This is a genomic window from Saccharopolyspora sp. ID03-671 (assembly GCF_045278815.1).
Taxonomy (GTDB): domain Bacteria; phylum Actinomycetota; class Actinomycetes; order Mycobacteriales; family Pseudonocardiaceae; genus Saccharopolyspora; species Saccharopolyspora ipomoeae.
Genome location: NZ_CP134054.1, coordinates 5,011,396 through 5,031,858, shown reverse-complemented (window position 1 = coordinate 5,031,858; position 20,463 = coordinate 5,011,396). Strand labels below are relative to the sequence as shown.

At 72.5% G+C, this 20,463-nt stretch carries 20 protein-coding genes and 1 riboswitch; of the genes, 5 read left to right on the top strand and 15 right to left on the bottom strand.

The genetic code is table 11. The features are described 5' to 3' along the window. Positions 1-15 precede the first annotated feature (15 nt). Both yaaA and REH65_RS23315 read left to right on the top strand, forming a co-directional pair. Positions 16-759 (top strand): peroxide stress protein YaaA, encoded by a 744-nt coding sequence (gene yaaA, locus REH65_RS23320; protein ID WP_406689085.1) that lies wholly within the window; start codon positions 16-18, stop codon positions 757-759. A gap of 217 nt (positions 760-976) precedes the next feature. Further along, complete coding sequence (locus tag REH65_RS23315; RefSeq protein ID WP_406689084.1) at positions 977-2,500, top strand: DEAD/DEAH box helicase; 1,524 nt, start codon at positions 977-979, stop codon at positions 2,498-2,500. A 227-nt stretch (positions 2,501-2,727) separates the two neighbouring features. On the opposite strand, the gene cobA is transcribed toward REH65_RS23315, so the two are convergent. Genes cobA through REH65_RS23295 form a run of 4 tightly spaced genes read right to left on the bottom strand, consistent with a single transcriptional unit; the run spans position 2,728 to position 6,483 of the window. After that, positions 2,728-3,939, bottom strand: coding sequence for a uroporphyrinogen-III C-methyltransferase (gene cobA, locus REH65_RS23310; protein ID WP_281454806.1), 1,212 nt, complete (start codon positions 3,937-3,939; stop codon positions 2,728-2,730). Then, positions 3,920-4,825, bottom strand: coding sequence for a sirohydrochlorin chelatase (locus tag REH65_RS23305; protein WP_406689083.1), 906 nt, complete (start codon positions 4,823-4,825; stop codon positions 3,920-3,922). Before REH65_RS23305 ends, cobA begins: the two co-directional genes overlap by 20 nt. After that, complete coding sequence (locus tag REH65_RS23300; RefSeq protein ID WP_406689082.1) at positions 4,822-5,433, bottom strand: precorrin-8X methylmutase; 612 nt, start codon at positions 5,431-5,433, stop codon at positions 4,822-4,824. Before REH65_RS23300 ends, REH65_RS23305 begins: the two co-directional genes overlap by 4 nt. A 15-nt stretch (positions 5,434-5,448) precedes the next feature. Then, on the bottom strand, positions 5,449-6,483 hold the full coding sequence (locus REH65_RS23295; RefSeq protein WP_406689081.1) for a HoxN/HupN/NixA family nickel/cobalt transporter: 1,035 nt from the start codon (positions 6,481-6,483) through the stop codon (positions 5,449-5,451). A gap of 97 nt (positions 6,484-6,580) precedes the next feature. Further along, a riboswitch (cobalamin riboswitch) is annotated at positions 6,581-6,705 on the bottom strand. A gap of 181 nt (positions 6,706-6,886) precedes the next feature. On the opposite strand from REH65_RS23295, the gene REH65_RS23290 reads away from it, so the two are divergent. After that, positions 6,887-7,156, top strand: a complete 270-nt coding sequence (locus tag REH65_RS23290; RefSeq protein ID WP_281454810.1) for a DUF1876 domain-containing protein — start codon at positions 6,887-6,889, stop codon at positions 7,154-7,156. A gap of 274 nt (positions 7,157-7,430) precedes the next feature. Here the strand turns inward: REH65_RS23290 and REH65_RS23285 are convergent, their stop codons facing one another. Then, entirely contained in the window at positions 7,431-8,285 is an 855-nt protein-coding gene (locus REH65_RS23285; protein ID WP_406689080.1) for a LysR substrate-binding domain-containing protein, read from the bottom strand. A 92-nt stretch (positions 8,286-8,377) separates the two neighbouring features. Here REH65_RS23285 and REH65_RS23280 point away from each other — a divergent pair, with 92 nt between their 5' ends. Next, complete coding sequence (locus tag REH65_RS23280) at positions 8,378-9,265, top strand: DMT family transporter (RefSeq protein WP_406689079.1); 888 nt, start codon at positions 8,378-8,380, stop codon at positions 9,263-9,265. On the opposite strand, the gene REH65_RS23275 is transcribed toward REH65_RS23280, so the two are convergent. The 10 genes from REH65_RS23275 to cobO form a co-directional block, all read right to left on the bottom strand. After that, positions 9,244-10,668 carry an aminotransferase class I/II-fold pyridoxal phosphate-dependent enzyme gene (locus REH65_RS23275; RefSeq protein WP_406693220.1) on the bottom strand — a complete coding sequence of 475 codons (1,425 nt, stop codon included), beginning with the start codon at positions 10,666-10,668 and terminating at the stop codon, positions 9,244-9,246. The genes REH65_RS23280 and REH65_RS23275 overlap by 22 nt on opposite strands. Before the next feature lie 39 nt (positions 10,669-10,707). Next, a complete protein-coding gene (locus tag REH65_RS23270) occupies positions 10,708-10,890 on the bottom strand; it encodes a DUF362 domain-containing protein (protein WP_281454813.1) in 183 nt (60 codons plus the stop codon). Further along, positions 10,880-11,809 carry a precorrin-3B C(17)-methyltransferase gene (cobJ, locus tag REH65_RS23265; protein ID WP_406689078.1) on the bottom strand — a complete coding sequence of 310 codons (930 nt, stop codon included), beginning with the start codon at positions 11,807-11,809 and terminating at the stop codon, positions 10,880-10,882. The genes REH65_RS23270 and cobJ overlap by 11 nt, the downstream gene beginning before the upstream one ends. A 14-nt stretch (positions 11,810-11,823) precedes the next feature. Next, complete coding sequence (locus tag REH65_RS23260; RefSeq protein ID WP_406689077.1) at positions 11,824-12,633, bottom strand: cobalamin biosynthesis protein; 810 nt, start codon at positions 12,631-12,633, stop codon at positions 11,824-11,826. Positions 12,634-12,818: 185 nt separating this feature from the next. Beyond that, the gene (gene cbiE, locus REH65_RS23255; RefSeq protein WP_406689076.1) at positions 12,819-14,018 is read right to left on the bottom strand and encodes a precorrin-6y C5,15-methyltransferase (decarboxylating) subunit CbiE; all 1,200 of its coding nucleotides are present in this window, start codon (positions 14,016-14,018) and stop codon (positions 12,819-12,821) included. Next, complete coding sequence (locus tag REH65_RS23250; protein ID WP_406689075.1) at positions 14,003-15,166, bottom strand: cobalt-precorrin-5B (C(1))-methyltransferase; 1,164 nt, start codon at positions 15,164-15,166, stop codon at positions 14,003-14,005. The genes cbiE and REH65_RS23250 overlap by 16 nt, the downstream gene beginning before the upstream one ends. Next, entirely contained in the window at positions 15,150-16,439 is a 1,290-nt protein-coding gene (gene cobM, locus REH65_RS23245) for a precorrin-4 C(11)-methyltransferase (RefSeq protein WP_406689074.1), read from the bottom strand. The genes REH65_RS23250 and cobM overlap by 17 nt, the downstream gene beginning before the upstream one ends. Further along, positions 16,433-17,170 carry a precorrin-2 C(20)-methyltransferase gene (cobI, locus tag REH65_RS23240; protein WP_281454818.1) on the bottom strand — a complete coding sequence of 246 codons (738 nt, stop codon included), beginning with the start codon at positions 17,168-17,170 and terminating at the stop codon, positions 16,433-16,435. The genes cobM and cobI overlap by 7 nt, the downstream gene beginning before the upstream one ends. After that, positions 17,167-18,525: a cobyrinate a,c-diamide synthase gene (locus REH65_RS23235; RefSeq protein WP_406689073.1), complete on the bottom strand. Its 1,359-nt coding sequence runs from the start codon at positions 18,523-18,525 to the stop codon at positions 17,167-17,169. The genes cobI and REH65_RS23235 overlap by 4 nt, the downstream gene beginning before the upstream one ends. Beyond that, the gene (gene cobO / locus REH65_RS23230) at positions 18,519-19,133 is read right to left on the bottom strand and encodes a cob(I)yrinic acid a,c-diamide adenosyltransferase (RefSeq protein WP_406689072.1); all 615 of its coding nucleotides are present in this window, start codon (positions 19,131-19,133) and stop codon (positions 18,519-18,521) included. The genes REH65_RS23235 and cobO overlap by 7 nt, the downstream gene beginning before the upstream one ends. A 122-nt stretch (positions 19,134-19,255) precedes the next feature. On the opposite strand from cobO, the gene REH65_RS23225 reads away from it, so the two are divergent. Then, positions 19,256-20,416, top strand: a complete 1,161-nt coding sequence (locus tag REH65_RS23225; protein ID WP_406689071.1) for an MFS transporter — start codon at positions 19,256-19,258, stop codon at positions 20,414-20,416. The last annotated feature ends 47 nt before the right edge of the window (positions 20,417-20,463 follow it).

Genomic DNA, 20,463 nt, shown 5'->3' with positions numbered 1-20,463 from the left:
GCTTACCCTGGTGGGGTGTTGGTTCTGCTGCCTCCTTCGGAGACCAAGGCCGCGGGTGGGGACGGTGCTCCGCTGGAGCTGGACGCCCTGTCGCACCCGGAGCTGAACGGGACTCGCCGCGAGCTCGTCGACGCTCTGTCCACTTTGGCCGGTGATGTGCCGCGAAGCCTTGAGGTGCTGGGGATTTCCGAGCGCCAGGTCGACGAGGTCGAGCGCAACGCCGAGCTGTGGACGTCCCCGACGACGCCCGCACTGGAGCGCTACACCGGCGTGCTCTACGACGCCCTGGACGTCGGCTCGCTGGAGCCCGCGCAGCGCAAGCAGGCCGATGCGCGGCTCGCGGTGGCCTCGGCGCTGTTCGGGCTGGTGCGCGGCACCGACTCGATCCCCGCCTACCGGCTCTCCGGCGGAGGTTCGCTGCCGGGCCTGGGCACGTTGCGCAGCGTGTGGCGGCCGGTGCTGGAACCGGTGCTGGCGGCAGCCGACGATCTCGTGCTCGACCTGCGATCGGGCGCCTACGCGGCGCTGGCCAAGGTCCCCGGCGCGGTCGAGGTGCGGGTGCTGTCCGAGGACGCCGCCGGCAAGCGCAAGGTCGTCAGCCACCACAACAAGTCGCACAAGGGACGCCTGGCGCGGGCGCTGGCCTGCGCCGCGGAGGAACCGGCCACCGTCGAGGACGTCCTGGAGGTCGCCGCCGAGGCGGGACTGCGGGTGGAGCGCGAGGCCGACCGCAAGCTGTGCGTCGTCGTCAACGCCTGAGACGTTCCGCACAGCCGACTCCTGCGGCCCGGCGGCCGCGGCCGGTCGGATAGACTGCGGGGTGTCCGCGGCCGGAACTCGGCCGCAATGCGAGCGGCGTCCGCCGCGTTCGCCCACCCATCGGCGCGAGATCGCGCCGGGCTCGTCCTCGTGATCGCCCGCGGAATGGCCCGCGAAGCTCTCCCCGTGACGTGCCTACTTCCGGGGAGTGCTCTTCGTGCCTTCTTCTTCCGCCACGCCCGCACGCCGCAACCAGCAGGGACGTCCGCGTCGGCGTCGCCCGCAGGCCAAGGCGGGCAACGCCAAGCCGGCGAAGCGCAGCCTGTTCGACGAGGTCGGCGTGACCGCCGTCGACCCGGCGCCGTTCGCCGACCTGGGCCTGCCGAAGCGACTGGTGCGCGCCCTGCACGACAACGGCATGCGGGAAGCCTTCCCGATCCAGGCCGCCACGATCCCGGACGCGCTGACCGGCCGCGACGTGCTCGGCCGCGGCCAGACTGGGTCCGGCAAGACGCTTGCGTTCGGGCTGCCGCTGCTGGCGATGCAGACCGAGAACGCGCGCCCGATGCGTCCGCGCGCGCTGGTCCTGGTGCCGACCCGCGAGCTGGCCACGCAGGTCACCGATTCGCTCAAGCCGCTGGCCAAGTCGCTGGGCCTCTACGTCCGCGAGGTCGTGGGCGGCACGTCGTTCAACCGGCAGGTCGACACGCTGCGGCGCGGCGTGGACGTCCTGGTGGCCACGCCCGGCCGGCTCAACGACCACCTGCGGCAGGGCACCTGCGATCTGTCCGAAGTGGAGCGCACCGCGCTCGACGAGGCCGACCAGATGGCCGACATGGGTTTTCTCCCGCAGGTGCGGGAAATCCTCGACCTGGTGCCCGCCGACGGTCAGCGACTGCTGTTCTCGGCGACCCTCGACGGTGACGTCGACAAGCTGGTCGAGCGGTACATGACCGACCCGGTGGTGCACTCGCTGGCGCCGCCGTCGGCGAGCGTGGACAGCATGGAGCACCACCAGTTCCTGGTGTCGACGACCGACAAGCAGTCGGTGCTGGCCCGCATCGCAGCGCGCGACGGCCGGACCATCATGTTCGTGCGCACCAAGCACCACGCCGACCGGCTCGCCAAGAAGCTGCGCGCGGTCGGCGTCGAGGCCGGTGCGCTGCACGGCGGGAAGGCGCAGAACGCGCGCACCCGCATCCTCGACGAGTTCAAGAACGCCTCGTCGAGCACGCTGGTGGCCACCAACGTCGCGGCGCGCGGCATCCACATCGACGACGTGAGCCTGGTGGTGCACGTCGAGCCGCCGGCGGACCCGAAGGACTACCTGCACCGCGCCGGTCGCACCGCCCGCGCCGGTTCCAGCGGCACGGTGGTGACGCTGGTGACCGACGACCAGAAGCAGGCGTTCCGCGCGATGGCCAACCAGGCCGGTGTCACGGCCATCACGACCGAGATCCGGCCGCACGACGCCGAACTCGCCCGCCTCACCGGCGCCCGCGAACCGTCCGGCACCCCGCTGGCCGCCCCGCAGCGCCAGCAGCCCAAGCCCGCGAAGTCCCGCGGCGAACACCGCCCCCAGCGCGCCCCGCGGGGCACCGAACCCTCCCGCCGGGGCGGAGATTCGCCCCGCCGCGGCACCGGCTCGGGCTCCGGGAACAACCGCGCCCGCCGAGGCGGCACCAACGGCGGCCGCACGGGGGCTCAGCAACGACCTCGCCGCTCCAACTCCCCCCGCTGACCCCTCCTCACCAACACGGGCGACCACGAATGCCGTTGTGGTCGCCCGTGTGCTGCCCGCTGCGGGTGTTTCACGATTTCAATGGAAGTCGGAACCCCGATTTCAATGGGAATCAGGCGTCTGAGTTCCATTGAAATCGTGAAACCCGGTGCGGGATCCCAACGGCAGATGTCCCTGGCGAGTGAGTGCTCGCCAGGGACATCTGCCGTTGGGGATCCGTTGTGCGGTCAGTCCTTGAGGGCCGCTACCGGGCCGATGACGATGACCGCCGGGGGTTTGATGTCGTGGGCGCGGACGTCGTCGGCGACCTGGGCGAGGGTGGTCTTCAGGGAGCGCTGGGTGTCGGTGGTGGCTTCCTGGACGACCGCGACCGGGGTGTCGGCCGGGCGGCCGTTCTTGATCAGCACCTCGGCGAACGCCTCGATGCGCTGGACCGCCATCAGCAGCACCAGGGTGCCGCGCAGCCGGGCCAGGGCCTCCCAGTCGACCAGCGAGCGCTCGTCGTCGGGGGCGACGTGGCCGGAGACCACGACCGCCTCGTGCGCCACCCCGCGGTGCGTGACCGGCACGTCGGCCATCGCCGGGGCCGAGAACGCGCTGGTGATGCCCGGGACGACCGTCACCGGCACACCGGCTTCGGCGCAGGCCAGCAGCTCCTCGAAGCCCCGCCCGAACAGGTACGGGTCGCCGCCCTTGAGCCGGGCGACGAACTTGCCCGCGCGGACCTTCTCGATCAGCGTCTCGTTGATCACCTGCTGGCTCGCCGAACGCCCGTAGGGGATCTTCGAGACGTCGATGACCTCGACGTGCGAGCCCAGTTCCTCCAGCAGCTCGCGCGGCGCCAGGTGGTCGGTGAGCACCACGTCGGCCTTGGCCAGCAGCCGCCGCCCGCGCACCGTGATCAGGTCGGGGGCACCGGGCCCGCCGCCGATCAGCGCGACGCCGGGGGCGTGCGGTTCGGGGTGCTCGTCGACGACGCCGGACTGCACGGCCTCCAGCAGCGCGTCGCGGACGCCGGCGCTGCGGCGCGGCTTGCCGCCCGCGAGCACGCCGAGCAGCAGCCCGTCGTGCTCGGCGACGGCGGGCGTGACGGCGCTGCCCTCGGTGGCGTTGTCGGAGCGGACGCAGAACACCCGGTCGCGCTCGGCTTCCGCGCCGACGGCCGCGTTGACCTCGTCGGACGAGGTCGCGGCCACGGCGTACCAGGCGCCGTCGAGGTCGCCGTCGCGGTAGTCGCGGCGATGCCAGGTGATCTCGCCTGCGTCGGCGAGCGCCTCGACCGCGGGCGTCGCCTGCGGGGCGATCACCTCGACGGCGGCGCCCGCCTTGATCAGCCGGGGAAGCCGCCGCTGCGCGACGGGCCCGGCACCGACCACCACGACGCGGCGACCGGTGAGGTCGAGTCCGGCGAGGTAGTGGTTATCCGATGGAGTGGCCATGTGCGTGTCCGTGTGCGTGACCGTGTCCGGTCGGGTCGTCGGGGTGGTGGTGCGGCGTCTGCGGCGCACCCAGTTTGTCCTCGAATCCCGGCAGCAGCACCCGGTACGCGCAGGTGTCGCAGTTCATCCGGATGTCGCCGTGGAGGGCCTCGTGGTAGCGCTCCACGACGAGGTCGACCAGGGCGTCGCAGTCTCCCAGGTATCCGGCGACCCGGACGTCGATGTCCTGCGCGGTGTCGGCCCACTCGCGCGCCTGCGTCACGACGCGCTGCGGCAGCACGCCGTCGAACAGGAAGTACGGGGCCACCACGACGCGCTTGGCCCCGAGCTTGCGAGCCCGGTCCAGCCCGCCGGGGACGTCCGGCGATGCCAGGGAGATGAACGCGGTCTCAACAGTGTCGAAGCCGCAGGTCTCCTGCAAGAGGCGTGAGACCTTGCACACCTCGGCGTTGGCGTCGGGGTCGGTGGAGCCGCGGCCGACGAGAACCACTGCGGTGTCGGCCCATTCCTCGCGCGGGACCTGCTCGGCGATCCGCTCGGCGAGCAGGTCCAGCAGGATCGGGTGCGGCCCGAGGGGACGGCCGAAGACGAACGACGTGCCCGGGTGGCGGCGGACCTCGCGCTCCAGCGCGGCGGGGATGTCGCCCTTGCCGTGGCCCGCGGCGACGAGCACCAGCGGCACGGCGGCCATCCGGCGGTGGCCCTTGTCGGTGAGTTCGGTCCAGGACTCGGTGACCGCGGGGGCGGACAGCTCGATGAAGCCGCCGGAGGCGTCGACTCCGGCGGCGGTCATGCGCGCCTTGAGCCGCTCCAGGAAGGAGTGGAACTCGGCCACTCCGCGCTCGTCCACCGTGCCGTGGCCCACGACCAGCAGCGGTTCGGTCACCGGTTACCTCCAGGTTCTGCCCAGTAGAGCAGGGCGTTGACGGCGGCTGCGGCGATCGCCGCGCCACCGCGTTCGGTCAGGGTGCTCACGGCCGGCAGGCCGCTGCGCCGCAGAGCGGCCTTGCTGTCGACGGCGCCGACGAACCCGACGGGCACGCCGATGATCAGCGCCGGTTCCAGCTCGCCGTGGTCGGCGAGCCGGAGGAGCTCGGTGAGCGCGGTGGGTGCGTTGCCGACCGCCCACACCGCGCCGCGCGGGTGCTCCCGGGTGGCCAGCCGCATCCCGGCCGCGGAGCGGGTGAGCCCGTCGGACGCGGCCAGGTCGGCAACGCCCGGGAAGTCCAGTCCGATGGTGACCTCGCGGGCGGTGACGCCGGAGGCGACCATGCGCACGTCGGTGATCAGCGGCGCGCCGGAGAGCAGGGCCTCGCGGCCCTGCCGCAGGGCGTCCTCGTCGGCGACGACCTCACCGGTCCAGCTGGGGTCGGCGGTGGTGTGCACGACGCGTTCGACGACCGCGCGGGTCAGCGGTGCGAACCGGTCGAAGTCGGCTCGGGACCGCATGATCCGGTAGGACTCGGTCTCGATCGGATGGACTGCGCGCCTCATGGTCTTCCCTGTTCCCTATCCGATTTCCGCGCTTTTTCGTGCGGTGAACCGCCACCACATCGCCGCACCGCCCCAGACCAGCAGGAACAGCGCCAAGGTCAGGTAGCCGAGCAGCTCGAACTGGTCCGAGATGGCCGCGATCCCGCTCAAGAAGTCCACGCCCAGGTCGGCCAGCAGGCCGCAGAGGACGACGAAGGCGACCAGGGCGGCGAGCCCGACGGTCAGCGCGGTGGTGGTGACGTTCACCCACAGCCGCCGCAGCGGGCGGGCCAGCGACCAGGTGTAGGCGCGGGACATCAGCATTCCGTCCACGCTGTCGACAGTGCACATCCCGGCGGCGAACAGCAGCGGGAGGCTCAGCACGGCGATGGCCGAGAGGTTCGCACCCGGGGTGACCATCGCCAGCACGGTGATCTCGGTGGCGGTCTGCATCCCGAGGCCGAACAGCAGGCCGATGCCGAACAGGTGCCAGGAGCGGGCGACGCCCTGCATTCGGCCGCGCAGCACGCGCGCGAGCAGTCCGCGCCGTCCCAGGACGAGTTCGACCTCGTCCTCGTCGACGGCGCCGCTGCGGGCGCGGCGCAGCAGCCGCCAGGCGTCGCGCAGCACGAGTCCGTTGAGCACCGCGAGGGCGGTCAGCACGATGACGACGATCAGGTGGACGAAGGTGGCCATCCGCACGCCGGTCTGCTCGGCCCACTGCTGGGCGGCGGGTCCGGCGATGAAGGCGACGGCGCAGGCCAGCAGCAGCACGACGCTGGCGTGGCCGAGGGCGAACCACATGCCGGTGGACACCGGGCGCCTGCCGCGCTGCATGAGCAGCCGGGTGGCGTCGTCGATGACGGCGACGTGGTCGGCGTCGAAGCCGTGCCGCAGGCCTAGCAGGTAGGCGGTGGTGCCGGCGGCGGCGAGGCCCCCGGCGGCGCTGAACGCCTGTTCGTGCAGCAGGTAGGCACCCCAGCCCGCGAGGTGCAGTGCTCCGATGGCGGCCAGCAGGGCCGCTGATTTCCGGCGCTCGCGTGCGCCCCAGCCGGCGGTGCGCCGGCTCACTTCGGCATCCCGACTCATGGGATCTCCGACCTCCTGGGTTCTCCCGCCCGGGGTTCGGTGGCCGCGCGCCGCGGGTTCGCGGCACGGGGCCGGCGCGCAGTGTCCTGACTCCCGGATCGGCGTGGTTCCCCCGCCTTCCAGCTGGTGGCAGCCGTGGCGATGGGTGGGGACCACTCCCCGGTCACAGTGGCGGGACCGTCCCGGATTCGCACCGGGTTCCTGCACTGTCGGCGACAGTCATCCTTGCCTGATCTACGGTCCGAGGTCAAACCTGGTGAAATCGATCACGTTGCGTGATCTAGTCGGCCGCACCCTTCGACCGAAGGCGCTTTCAACCGGCTCGATCGGGGTACTCGGTCGGGTGAGCCCGTTGCTCGGCTCGACGCGCGTCAAGGAGGTCATCATGAACGAGACGCACTCGATCACGCTGAACATGCAGGTCGTGGAGGCGGGAGCGAAGACGACGGCCGACGTCGGACTCACCACGCCGAGCGGGCAGCCGCTGCACGGTCACGGCACGGCGCGCAGGCACCCCGACGATCCCGAGGTACCGCAGATCGGCGACGAGATCGCCATCGCCCGCGCCCTGTTCGAGCTCGGCCACAAGCTCCTCGACCACGCCTCCGACGACATCGGGGACCGCCTCCACCGGCGGGTCCACCTCCCGGCCTGAGGCCGGACCCCACCCCACCGAGAACGGGAGGTTTTCATGAAAACCTCCCCACCACCTGGAGGTGAACACCCCCACGATCCCCTCGGGGGAGTCGAAGTTCTCATGAAAACGTCGTCCTCTCGGAGTGGGGGAGGTTTTCATGAGAACCTCCCTGTTCCCTCGTGAACGGAGGCCTTCCGGCACTCGATCCCCTTCGGGGAAATGACAGTTTTCATGAAAACTTCCCCCACCCTGGGAACGGACGGTTTTCATGAGAACTGTCGCGAGTGGGTGATCACGCGACCGCCGTGAGGACGTCGCGGACGACTCGGGCGGCGACCGCGGGGACGTCCGGGAGCAGGCCCGGGCGGGCGCGGACGCGCAGCTCGACGGGGTCGAGGCGAGGCAGGTCGCGGCGCTCGACCAGACCGACCGGCCGCGTCCGCGTCGAGGGCAGGAGCGTGACGCCGAGGCCCGCGCGGGTCGCCGCGAGGACGCCGGAGAGATCGGCGGCCTCGCACACCAGGTCCGGGCCTCGGCCGAGCGCGTCCACCGCTGCGATCGCGTGCCTGCGCAGGGTGCACGGTTGGTCGAACACCACCATCGGCAGCGGCCGGTCCTCGGTCGGCGGCTCCCAGCCCGGTGCGGAGAACCACTCCAGCCGGAACCGGCCCGCGTCGAAGCTGCGCTCGTCGACGGTGTCGTCGATGAGCAGCGCGATGTCGATGCCACCGCGATCGACGGAGTCGGCCAGCCGGGCCGTGCGGTCGAGGCGGAAGCGGATCTCGCGGTCCGGGAACGCCGCGCGCAGCCCGGAGGCCAGCTCGGGCAGGAAGCGGTCGGCGGCGTGCTCGGTGGAGCCGAACACGAGCGTGCCGCGCCCCTCCGCGCCGAGCCTGCGCACCGCGTCGTCGTGCACGTCGAGGATGCGGCGGGCCTCGGCGAGCAGCAGTTCGCCCTCGGCGGTGAAGCGGGCCTGCCTGCCCTCGCGGACGACCAGCTTGCGGTCCAGGGTCCGCTCCAGCTTGCGCAGGTGCTGGCTGATCGCGGACTGCGTCAGGTACAGCGCCGCCGCGGCCCGGTGGAACCCGCCGCAGTCGGCGACGGCCACCAGGCTGCGCAGCGCGACGACGTCGAGCACTGCACTCATGCGCCCAGCCTAGACCGATCAGCATCCGCGATCGATCGCGATCGCTTATCGTTGTTGGACGCCGAGCTGTTCGAGGCCGGATTCTGTTAGCCATGCAAACCTCGCGGTCGATACCGCTCTCGCTGGCCGCCCCGATCGTCTTCTTCTGGGCCAGCGGCTACCCGACCGGAGCGCTGGGCGTGGCCGCCGCGTCGCCGTTCCTGCTCACCGCCGTCCGACTGACGCTGGCCGCGGCGATCCTGTCGGCGATCGCGCTGGTCGGACGGGCCGTGTGGCCCAGCGGCGGGGCCATCGGGCACAGCGCCGTGGCGGGACTTCTGACGCACGCCACGCAGTTCGGCGGCTGCTACGGCGGCATGGCCGCCGGGGTTCCCGCGTCCGTGACGGCCCTGGTGATCTCGATGAACCCGGTGCTCACGGCCGCGCTGGCGGCGCTGCTGCTGCGCGAGCGGCTGAGCCGGTCCCGGCTGCTCGGGCTCGTGCTGGGCGTGCTGGCGGTGCTGGTCACCCTCGGCGGGCAGGTGGCGGCCGAGGGCGAGTGGAACCCGGCGATCCTGCTGACGCTGCTGGGGCTGCTCGGCTTCTCGGCCGGCGGCCTCTACCAGCAGCGCTACTGCGGCGGCATCGACATCCGCTCCGGCGCCGCCGTGCAGACGATCGCCGGGGCACTGGTCATCGCCGCCATCGCGGTCGTCGAGGACGGCCACGTGACGGAGTGGGCGCAGGCGGGGGTCGCGGTGCTGTGGCTGGTGATCACGGGGTCGGTGCTGGGCGTGAGCTGCTACCTGCGGGCGGTGGCGGTCGGCGGGGCGGCGCGGGCCAGCGCCCTGTTCAGCGCCGTGCCGCCGCTGACCGCCGTGATCGCCTGGCCGGTGCTCGGCGAAACCCCTTCGCTCGCAGTGCTTCTCGGCATCGCCCTGGCGACCGCGGCGTGCGTGCTGGGCACTCGCGCACCGGTTCAGGCGGTGCGGCGGATCTGATCCCAGGCCGCTTCGACGTGCCTGCGCTCGGTGGCGGGCGAGCCGATGGCCAGCCGCAGCCACGTCCGGCCGTCGATCTTGGTGTGGGTGAGGAAGAGCTCGCCGGAGTCGTTGAGCGCGTCCATCACCCGGTGGGTGCGCGCGTTGGCCTCCTCGACCGCCAGGTCCGGGTAGCGCGGCCGGAAGCACACCAGCCCGAGCGGATGCGGCTCCAGCAGCGCGAAATCGGGGTCGTCGCGCACCCGTCCGGCGAACTCCTGGGCGAGCGCGACGGTGCCGCGGATGTGCTCGCGCAGCCCTTCGGCGCCGTACCAGCGCAGCACCGACCACAGCTTCAGGGACCGGAACCGGCGACCTAGCGGCACCTGCCAGTCCCGGTAGTCGATCACCTCGCCGGATTCGCTGGCCGCGTTGCGCAGGTACTCCGGCAGGATCGACAGCGCCTCGATCATCGGCGCCCGGTCGGCCAGCCACAGCGCGCTGCAGTCGAAGTTCGTCAGCAGCCACTTGTGCGGGTTGGTGCAGTAGGAGTCGGCGAACTCGGCGACGCCGTCGTTGATCCAGCGCAGCTCCGGGCACACCGCCGCCACGCCCGCGTAGGCGGCGTCGACGTGCAGCCACACCCCGCGCCTGCGGCAGACCTCGCCGATCTCGCGCACCGGGTCGATCGCGGTGGTGGAGGTGGTGCCGATCGTCGCGCACACCACCGTCGGCACCGCACCGGATTCGAGGTCGGCGGCGATGAGCTCGTCGAGGTGGCGGACGTCCATGCCGAGCGAGTCCGGGGCGGTGTCGACCACGCGCACGTTGTCGGCCCCGATCCCGGTCATCCGCGCGGCACGCTCCAGCGAGGAGTGGGTGTGCGCGGAGACGTAGAGGACGTGGCGGCGGGTGATGCCGCGCCGCGCGACGTCCTCACCGGTCCGCTGCAGCGCCGCCAGGCAGGCCACGAGCACGGCGCTGGACGCGGAGTCCTGGATGACCCCGCCCCCGGCCGCGTCGGTGCGGAAGTGCGGTGGCAGACCGAGGAGTTCGACCAGCCAGTCCATCACGACGGTCTCCAGCTCGGTGCAGGCCGGGCTGGTCGCCCACACCATGCCCTGCACGCCGAGACCGCTGGAGAGCAGGTCGCCGAGGACGGAGGGACCGGTGGCGTTCGACGGGAAGTAGGCGAAGAACCCCGGGTGCTGCCAGTGCGTCACCCCCGGCAGGAGGATCTCGTCGAGGTCCCGGAGGACCTGGTCGAACCCCTCACCGCGCTCCGGCGGGTGCGCGGGCAACTTCGCCCGCACCTCCCCCGGCCCCACCTGCGACCGCACCGGGAACGACTCGATCCCCGCCCGGTAGTCCGCGATCCAATCCACGACCTGCTTGCCCCAACGCCGGAACTCCTCCGGCGACATCTCCCCGCTCACCGAACCACCCTCGCACCCCGCACGAGCTCAGCGCAGCAGGTCGATGGCGTCCCTGGGGCAGATCTCGACGCATTCCCCGCAGGACGTGCAGGCTTCGGCGACGACCCGGGGGCGGCCCGGAGCCGGGCGGAGGGCGTGTTCCGGGCAGGTGAGCAGGCACGCGCCGCAGGCGGTGCAGGCGTCGGTGATCGTCAGCGGGTCAACGGACATCGCCCGCCATCCAGCGGTAGCCGCGCGGGGTGACCATCCGGCGACCGACCACGGTGGACTGCGAGGAGCCGACGACGACCGTCGTGAACATGTCCACCTCGGCCGGGTCGAACTCGGCGATCGGGGCGCACCAGACCTTCTCGTCCGCGCGGCTGGCCTGACGGACCGCGCCGACCGGGGTGGTCGCCGGGCGGTGCTCGGCGAGGATCTCCAGGGCCCGGCCGAGCTGCCAGTGCCGCTGCACCGAACGCGGGTTGTAGAAGCACACCACGAGGTCGCCCTCGGCGGCGGCGCGCACCCGGCGCTCGATCATCTCCCACGGCGTGTGCAGGTCGGACAGGCTGATCAGGGCGTGGTCGTGGCCGAGCGGAGCGCCCAGCAGCGACGACGCCGACAGCGCCGCCGTCACGCCCGGAACGCCGACGACCTCGATGTCCACGTCGGCCTTCTCCAGCGCCGGGCTGGCCATCGCGTACACGCCCGCGTCGCCCGAGCCGATCAGCGCGACCGCGCGACCCTGCTTGGCGAGCTCCACCGCCTCGGCCGCGCGCGCCTCCTCGGCGCCCAGGCCGGTGGCGCGCTCCTCGGTGCCGGGGCGAAGCAGGTGCCGGACCTGGTCGAGGTACTGGTCCAGGCCCACGACCACCGAGGCGCGGCGCAGCTCGGCGTCGGCGCGCGGGGTGCGCAGGTCGGGAGCGCCGGGCCCGATGCCGACGATGGCGAGCCTGCCGCGCGGGCTGATGCGGGCCGCGGCGACGGTGACGTTCTCGCCCTTGATCTTGTCGGCGACCAGCTCGACCGGGGCGCCGTAGGCGAGCTCGTCGGCCGCGTGCAGCGCGGAGGCCTCGGCGACGCTGGGCGTGCCGACCTCGCTGCGCACCACCTCGCTCGGGTTCGGCACCTCGACCCCGGCCAGCACGTCGGCGGAGTAGGTCAGCAGCGACAGCTCCTCGCCCTCACCGGAGTGCCGAAGCCCAGGTCCTGCACGGCGTCGAGGATGCCGGCCTCGTCCGCCTTGAGGTCGACGCTGGCGAAGGCGCGGATGGCGCGCGGGTCCAGCCCGTGCTCGCTGTCGAGCCGGGCGATGGTCTCGGTGACCGCGGTGCGCGAGACGCCGCGCGCGGACCCGACGCCGACGACCAGGGTGCGCGGGATGAGGCGCAGCGTGCGCTCCTCGTCCTCGACCGGGCGGCGGTCGTCGATCACCACCGTCCACGCCGGGTTCGCCACGTCGGCGGCGACGTTGGACGGCAAGGCGGGCAGCGGGAAGCCGTGCGGGTTGACCAGCCGGACCGGCTCGCCGTCGAGGATCGCCACCCCGCAGGACGGCAGGTCGCCGTCGACGGTCGCGTCGAGCTGGTCGACGAGCTCGTCGAGCGCGGTCGTGCCGGTGGAGTCGGTGGCGGTGGTGATGACCGGGGTGCAGCCGAAGACCTCGGCGACCTGCTCCGCCAGCTCGTTCGCACCGCCGCCGTGGCCGCCGGCCAGGGCGATGGCGAAGCGCTGCGCCTCGTCGACGCTGACGATGCCCGGGTCGGTGTGCTTGTCCTGCAGCAGCGGCGCGACCAGGCGGATCGTGGCGCCGCTGGCGAGGAAGAACACCGCCGCGTCGAGGTGGTCCCAGAGCCGGCGGACGGCCGGTCCGATCGGACCGTCGGCGACCAGGGCTTCCGGCCCCAGCCGTCCGGCGAGTTCGGCGGCCGCCCGCCGTCCCGCCGCGGTCACCGCGAACAGACCGATCACTGCTACTCCCCTACCTCGTTCGTCTCGTTCCCCGGATCGGGTGAAAACACCCTACGACACTCCGAGCCGGGGGCAGTTTTCGCCAGAACTGCCCATGATCAATACCCGTTTTGCCCGGACAGTTCTCACTAAAACCGTCCCCTGGCGACCGAGGCCCGCGCGGAACCCCGCTCCCCGGACGGAGGTCAGGGCTTCTTGGTGCCTGTGAGGAGGACCACGGGGTTGGCGGCTTCCAGGCGGGAGGAGCCGTCCGGGAGTTCCGCGAGGCGGGAGGACGCGAGCTGGACGCCCTCGACCGCGTAGCCCGCCGAGCGCAGCGTCTCCCGGGACGGGCCGACCCGGTCCAGGGCCGCCAGGGCCACCACGACGCGCGACGCTCCCGCGTGGGCGCAGGCGGTGACGACCTCGTTGCCGCCGCCACCCACGAAGATCGCGTCCGGCTTGGGCAGCTCGCGCAGCGCCTGCGGCGCCTTGCCCTCCTCGATCCGCACGTCCACGCCGTGCCCCGCGGCGTTGGTGACCATCCGGACCACCTGCGCCTCGTCGGACTCGATGGCGATGGTCGCCGCGCCCATCCGGGCGCACTCCACGGCCACCGAACCCGAGCCCGCACCGACGTCCCAGACCAGCACGCCCGGGCGCGGGGCCAGCCGGGCCAGCGCCACGGCGCGCACCTCGGCCTTGGTGATCATGCCGTCGCGGTGCGAGAACTCGTCCTCCGACAGGGCCCACCCGGTCGCGGGCGGGACCGGCTCGCCACCGGCCATCCAGCCGCGCTGCGGCACCTCGTCGGCATCGGCCAGGCACAGCACCACGTTCGGCTCGAACCAGGTGCGCTTGGCCGCGTCGGCCGGGTCGATGGTCACCACCGACTCGTTCGGCCCGCCCAGGTCCTCGCCGACGATCATGGTGCGCCGCCAGCCCGCCAGCCCGGACGCGATCTGCGCCGGACCCGACTTCGGCGCGGTCAGCACCGCCACCGCCGGGCGCGCCCGGCAGACGTTGATCGCCGCGCCCAGGTCGCGCCCGTGCGCGCTGACCACCACGACGTCGTCCCAGGACCGGCCCGCGCGCGCCATCAGCCGCTGCACGCTGGACGTCGCGGGCAGCACCGCGCACCGGACGCCGCGCTCGCGCAGCGCGCGCACCGCGCCGAAGAAGCCCGGGTCACCGGAGGCCAGCACCACGCCCTGCTCGTCGCCGGAGAGCGAGGACAGCGCGTTGAGCGCCGGTTCCAGCGGTCCGAGTTCGAGCCGCTTCGCGTGCTCGGGCGCGTGCGCGTCCAGGTGCCGCTTGCCTCCCACGACCAGCCGCGCCTGCTCCAGGACCTCCGCGCCACCCGGCGGCAGCGCTGCCCCGTCGACCCCGATCACCGTGACTGCCACGTCACCCACCTCGCCTCGGTGGCCGCGACCACGTGCTCACCCTCGAAGTCGACCATGGCGACCCGAACACGCAGCCTGCGACCGCACTCCTCGCTGAACCGCTCCAATACTGCTGCCACCAGCTCGCACAACCGGTGCGCACACGCCGAGAAGAAGTCACCGCGCTGCCACACCTCGTACGCGCGGCGGGCCGTGGCGGCCTCGCTGACCTCGGCGACGTCCTGCTCGCTGCCGCCGAACTCCGCCGTCAGCCGACCGAGCAGACCGGTGTCCACCTTGGACCGCGTGTAGTGCGTCATCACCACGCCGGAGGCGAGCTTGGTGAGCTTGCCGATCATGCCGACGAACACGACCTCCTCCAGCCCGTGCTCCACCGCCCGGCGCACGGCGGCGCCGGTGAAGTCGCCGACCTCGATGAAGGCGACCTCGGGTTCGTCGGGCAGCAGCCGCATCGCGACCCGCTCGGTGCGCCCGCCGGTGGACAGCACGGCCACCCGGCCCCGCTGCGCGGACAGCACCGACACGGCCTGCTCGACGCTGGAGCGCCACGACGCGGTGGAGAACGGCCGGACGATGCCGGTGGTGCCGAGGATCGAGATGCCGCCGAAGATGCCCAGCCGCCGGTTGGTGGTCTTGTAGGCCATCTTCTCGCCGCCGGGCACCGTGATCGTGACGTCCGCGCCGCGCTCGCCGAGCACCTCGCGGACCGAATCGGTGATCATCTGCCGGGGCACCGGGTTGATCGCCGGGCCGCCGACCTCCAGCCCCAGGCCGGGTTTGGTGACGGTGCCGACGCCCTCGCCACCGTGCAGCACGACCTCGCCGTCCTCGCGGGACGTCACGGAGACCGTCAGCCGCGCGCCGTGCGTGACGTCGGGATCGTCGCCCGCGTCCTTGACCACCACGGCCGTGGCCGGCTCGGCACTGCCGGAGTCGACCGGGAAGCGCCGCCGCTTGCCGTCCGGGAAACCGATGTCCACGGTGGCCGGGAGCTCGCCGGTGACCAGCAGCTCGGCCGCCGCCCTGGCCGCCGCCGCGGAGCAGGCACCGGTGGTGAAACCGGTGCGCAGCGCCTTGGGCCGGACCTTCGCGGTGCGCGGGAGGTCCGGCTCGCGCAGCGGCGGCTGCGGATCACTCTGACTGCTCATCCGGCTTCGCCGCGGGCTTGCGCTTGGCAGGCTGCTTGGACTTCGCCGCCGGCTTGGCCGGGGCCTTGCGCTTGGTCGTGCCGGACTTCGCGGTGCCGGTCGACTTGCGCGCGGTACCGGTCTTGGCGGCCGTGCGAGTGGTCGTGGCGGTCGATTCCGCCTGCGGCGCAGCGGTTTCCGGAGCCGCCTGCTCCGGTTCGGCTGCGTCCTCGGCGGTGAACAGCTCGGACTGCGACTCGTCGGCCTGGCGGATCGGAATGGAGCGGTTCGCGCCGAAGCGCGCCGCGCCGCGCGCGGTCTCCTGCCAGTCGCGCACCGCCCACCAGGCCGCGTCGGACTCCTTGAGCTGCGTGGCAGCGTCCGCCGCGGCCACGTCGGCCTTCGCCGTCTCGGCCTTCGCCGGGGCTGTCTCAGCCTTCGTCGGGGCCGGGGCCGGGTCGGGCTCCTGCGGCTTGTCGGCCCGGCGGGAGGAGCGCTCGGCGCGCAGCGCGCGGCGGGCCTCCTTGTCGGCCTTGCGGAAGGTGTGGAAGTGGCCCGCGTGGTACAGGTGCGAGCGCGTGCCACCGGCGGTGAGGCCCTTGCCGATGATGAACAGCGTGTGCCGCCACAGCTTGTGCTTCTTGCAGTCCGCCTCCAGCTGCCCCAGCGTGCTGCGCACCAGCAGCTCGTCCGGCCAGGTCACCTTGTAGGCCACCAGCACCGGGGTGTCGTCCGGGTAGCCGCCCGCGCGCAGCTCCTCGACCAGCTGGCCGGTGCGCGCTGCGGACAGGAACAGCGCCATCGTGGTGCCGTGCTTGGCGAACTCGCGCACCTTCTCGCCGTCGGGCATCGGCGTCTTGCCGCCCTCCAGGCGGGTCAGCACCAGCGACTGGGCGACCTCTGGGACGGTCAGCTCGCGGCCGATGGACGCCGCGGCGGCAGAGAACGCTGCGACGCCGGGCACGATCTCGACTTCCAGGTTCATCTTGATCGCGGAGTCGTACTGCTCCTGCACCGCGCCCCACAGCGAGGGGTCACCGGAGTGCACGCGGGCGACGTTGAGCTTGTCGCGCTCGGCGCGCCGGTAGATCTCCAGCGCCTGCTCGTGGGTGAGCCGGGAGGAGTCGACGAGCTCGGCGTCCGAGCGCGCGTGCTCCTGCACGCACTCCGGCGTGACCAGGCTCGCGGCCCAGACCACGATGTCGGCTTCGGCGATTCGCTTGGCGCCGCGGACCGTGATCAGGTCGGCCGCGCCGGGTCCGGCGCCGATGAACGAGATCCGGCCAGTCACCATTGCTCTCCTCTTCCGCCTCGGGGTGGCAGCACTACCACTGTCGACAAGTAAGGCGCATCGTCCACATCGGACACTTCAGCAAGCGGTAGTACCCGCGCATCCGGCGTGCCCAGGTGCTCGGCGTAGACCGAGCGGTCCAGAGCTCCGCTCTCGCCGATCGCGTCGCGCAGCTCACCCAGGCGTCGCCCGCCTTTGTAGGCAACGACCGTACCGCGCGACCGCAACGCCTCCCGCAGCGCGGTGACGTCGCGCAGCACCGGCATCACGGTGAGTGGTTCCGAGCCCTCGGTGAGCGCGATGCCCGCCTGCGACGCGGTCGCCTGCATCGCGGTGATCCCGGGCACCGTCGCGATCTCGACCTCGGGCAACAGCTCGGCGACGGCCGCTGCCAGATAGCTGAAGGTGGAGTACACGGCGGGGTCGCCCAAGGTGGCGAAGGCCACCGTGCCGCCCTGATCACGCAGTCGCTTCGCGACGGTCTCGGCCGCGTCGTCCCAGTGCCTGCGGCGGCGTTCCTGCGGCCCGTCGACCGGATCGGCGAGCGCGAACACGAGCCGCTGGACGCGGGTGTCCGCGCCCAGGTGCGCGCGCACGATCGCTTCGGCGCGCCCCTGCTCCTCGGGGGCGAGGACGGGCACGTACACGGTGTCGGCGTCGCGGATCTCGCGCAGCGCCTTCAGGGTCAGCATCTCCGGGTCGCCGGGTCCGACCCCGACTCCGACGAGTCTCATCGCAGGCACCTCTCGACGAATCGGGCCACCGCGCCGGGATTCCCGGCCGGGTGGGTGTGCAGGTAGGAGGCGTGCACCCCGCCGCGGACGAATCCCTCGCGGTGCGCGCCGGAGGGACCGCGCCAGAACCAGGCCGGCGGATCGCCGTGGCCGGGTTCGGTTGCGGTGCGGTGGAATTCGTGGCCGCTCACGCGGGCCCCCTCGGCGAACAGCGGGGATTCGCCCGCGGCGACGGCGTCGCGGTAGCCGAGGGTGAGCCGCGGCGACATGGCCGCGCGCACCGGCAGCGCCCCGCACATCGGCTCGCCGTCGAGGGATTCGCCGAGGTAGAGCAGCCCGCCGCACTCGGCGTGCACGGGGGCGCCGGAGGCGGCGAAGGCGCGGATCTGGTCGCGCAGCGCGGTGTTCGCCGACAGCGCGGAGGCGTGCTGCTCCGGGAACCCGCCCGGCAGCACGAGCCCGGCGGTGCGCTCGGGCAGTCGCTCGTCGCGCAGCGGGTCGACGAGCGCGACCTCGGCCCCGGCGGCTTCGAGGAGTTCGACGTGCTCGGCGTAGCCGAAGCTGAACGCGCGCCCGCCGGCCACGGCGACCACCGGTCGCCCCTGCGGGGTAACTTCGGCGTCCGGGTCCCAGGCGGATCCGGGCAGGTCACCGGCGGTGCGGGCGAGCGCGGTGACGGCGTCGAGGTCGACCGAGCGCTCGACGACGTCGGTCATCGCCTCCACGGCCCGCAGCGCTTCGGCGCCGTGCTCGACAGCGGTCACCAGGCCGAGGTGCCGCGAGGGCACCTCCAGGTCGTCGGTGCGCGGGATGGCGCCGAGCACCGGTAAGCCCGCGTTGTCGGCGGCGGTGCGCAGCACCTCCTCGTGACGCGGCGAGCCGACGCGGTTGAGCAGCACCCCGGCCACCCGCACCTGCGGCCGGTAGGCGCGGAAGCCGTGCAGCAGCGCGGCGAGGCTGTGGCTCTGCCCCTTGGCGTCGACGACGAGCACCACGGGTGCGTCGATTAGCTGCGCGACGTGCGCGGTCGAGCCGAAGGCGACCTCCTCGTCACCCCCTATGCGGCCGTCGAACAGGCCCATCACGCCTTCCACCACGGACAGGTCGGCACCGGCCGACCCGTGGTGCAGCAGCGGTGCGATGCGGTCGGCGCCGACCAGCACCGGGTCGAGGTTGCGCGCGGTCCGGCCCGCGGCGATCCGGTGGTACCCGGGGTCGATGTAGTCGGGTCCCACCTTGAAGGGCGCGACGCGGTCACCGCGTCTGCGCAGCGCACCGAGCAGGCCGGTCACCGCGGTGGTCTTGCCCTGCCCCGATGCCGGGGCGGCGAAGACCACCCGGTCGGGGTTCACCACTCGATGCCCTTCTGGCCCTTCTGCCCGGCGTCCATCGGGTGCTTGACCTTGCCGGTCTCCATCACGAGGTCGGCGGCGTCGATGAGGGCCTGCGGCGCGTAGCGGCCGGTGATGACGACGTGCTGGTGGCCTTCGCGCTCGCGGAGCTTGGCGACGACCTCGTCGACGTCGACCCAGCCCCAGTGCAGCGGGTAGGTGAACTCGTCGAGGACGTAGAGGCCGTGGCGCTGCTCGTCGAGGCGGCGGGCGATCTCCTGCCAGCCTTCGAGCGCGGCGGCGGCGTGGTCCTCCTCGGTGCCCTTCTTGCGGGTCCAGGACCAGCCCTCGCCCATCTTGTGCCACTCGACCGGTCCGCCTTCGCCGGTCTCCTCGTGCAGGCGGCCGAGCGCCCGGAACGCGGACTCCTCGCCGACCTTCCACTTGGCGGACTTGACGAACTGGAAGACGCCGATGTCCCAGCCCTGGTTCCAGCCGCGCAGCGCGAGCCCGAACGCGGCGGTGGACTTGCCCTTCATCTCACCGGTGTGCACCACGACCAACGGCCGGTTGCGGCGCTGGCGAGTGGTCAGTCCATCGGCTGGCACGGAAGAAGGCTGTCCCTGAGGCATGCACTGACCCTAACCAAGAGCATCCCCAGCGCACGGCCCCGCATGAGGTGGGCAACTTCACCGCCGCATCCGGCGTTCGAGGCGTGAAGATGGACGAGCGTCCCAGAACTAGGAGCCGCCGCATGCCCACCAGACCGCCTCTGGTGTTGTCCACAGCCTCGTTCATCAGCAGTTTCGACCGGTTCGCCGTGACCCCGATGCTGGTGCTGATCGCGCTGAGCATGCACGTCCCGATGGCTTCGGCAGTGACGGTGGCCAGCGGCTACTTCCTGGCCTACGGCCTGTCGCAGCCGGTGTGGGGCATCCTGTCGGACCGCTTCGGCCGCATCCCGATCATGCGCGCGACGCTGCTGGCGGCGGCCGCGACCGGCCTGATCTCCACGTTCGCCCCGTCGCTGCCGGTGCTGATCGGGGCCCGGGTGCTGGCGGGCGCGTTCATGGGCGCGGTGGTTCCGACGACGCTGACCTACGTCGGCGACACGGTCTCCCAGGAGCGGAGGCAGGGCGCGCTGTCGGACCTGATGGCCGCTCAGGCGCTGGGCACGGCGATGGCGATGGCGGTGGGCGGCGTCCTGGCGCACTGGCTGGACTGGCGCGTGGTCTTCGCGGTGCCGGCGGTGTTCGCGGCGATCTGCGCGCTGCTGCTGCGGAACCTGCCGGAGCCGCAGCGCGCGGCGGTGACCGGCGGTGTGGGCGCCCACATCGGCGGCGTGCTCCGCAACCGCTGGGCCCTGCTGGTCTTCGGCCTGGTCTTCGTGGAGGGCGCGGTGCTGCTCGGCACCATGACTTTCCTGGCATCGGCCCTGGTCAGCGCAGGCCTGGACGTGGCGGTCGCGGGCCTGGCCACCGGCGCCTACGGCGTGGGCGTCCTGATCTTCTCCCGCGTCGTCAAGGCGATCAACTCGAAGCTCCCGGTCTCCCGCCTGATCGCCATCGGCGGCACCCAGATGGTCGTCGGCTACGCCCTGGTCAGCCTCGACACGAACCTCACCACGACGATCATCACGGCCCTCCTGCTCGGCGGCGGCTGGTCCTTCATGCACTCCTCCCTCCAGGCCTGGGCCACCGAGGTCGCCCCGGAGGCGAGAGGAACAGCGGTGGCCCTCTTCGCCTGCGCCCTCTTCCTCGGCAGCGCAGCAGCCTCAGCAGCAGCAGGCCCCCTTGCGGACCACGACCAGTACACGATCCTGTTCGCCACAGCAGGAGCAGTAGCGATCCCCCTGGTAACCACAGCCACATACGCCAGAAACCGCTACAAGAACAAACAACCACAACCAGCCTGAACAGCAAGAACGTCAGGCAAGCACCGAAGGTGCTTTCTCCTTACCCC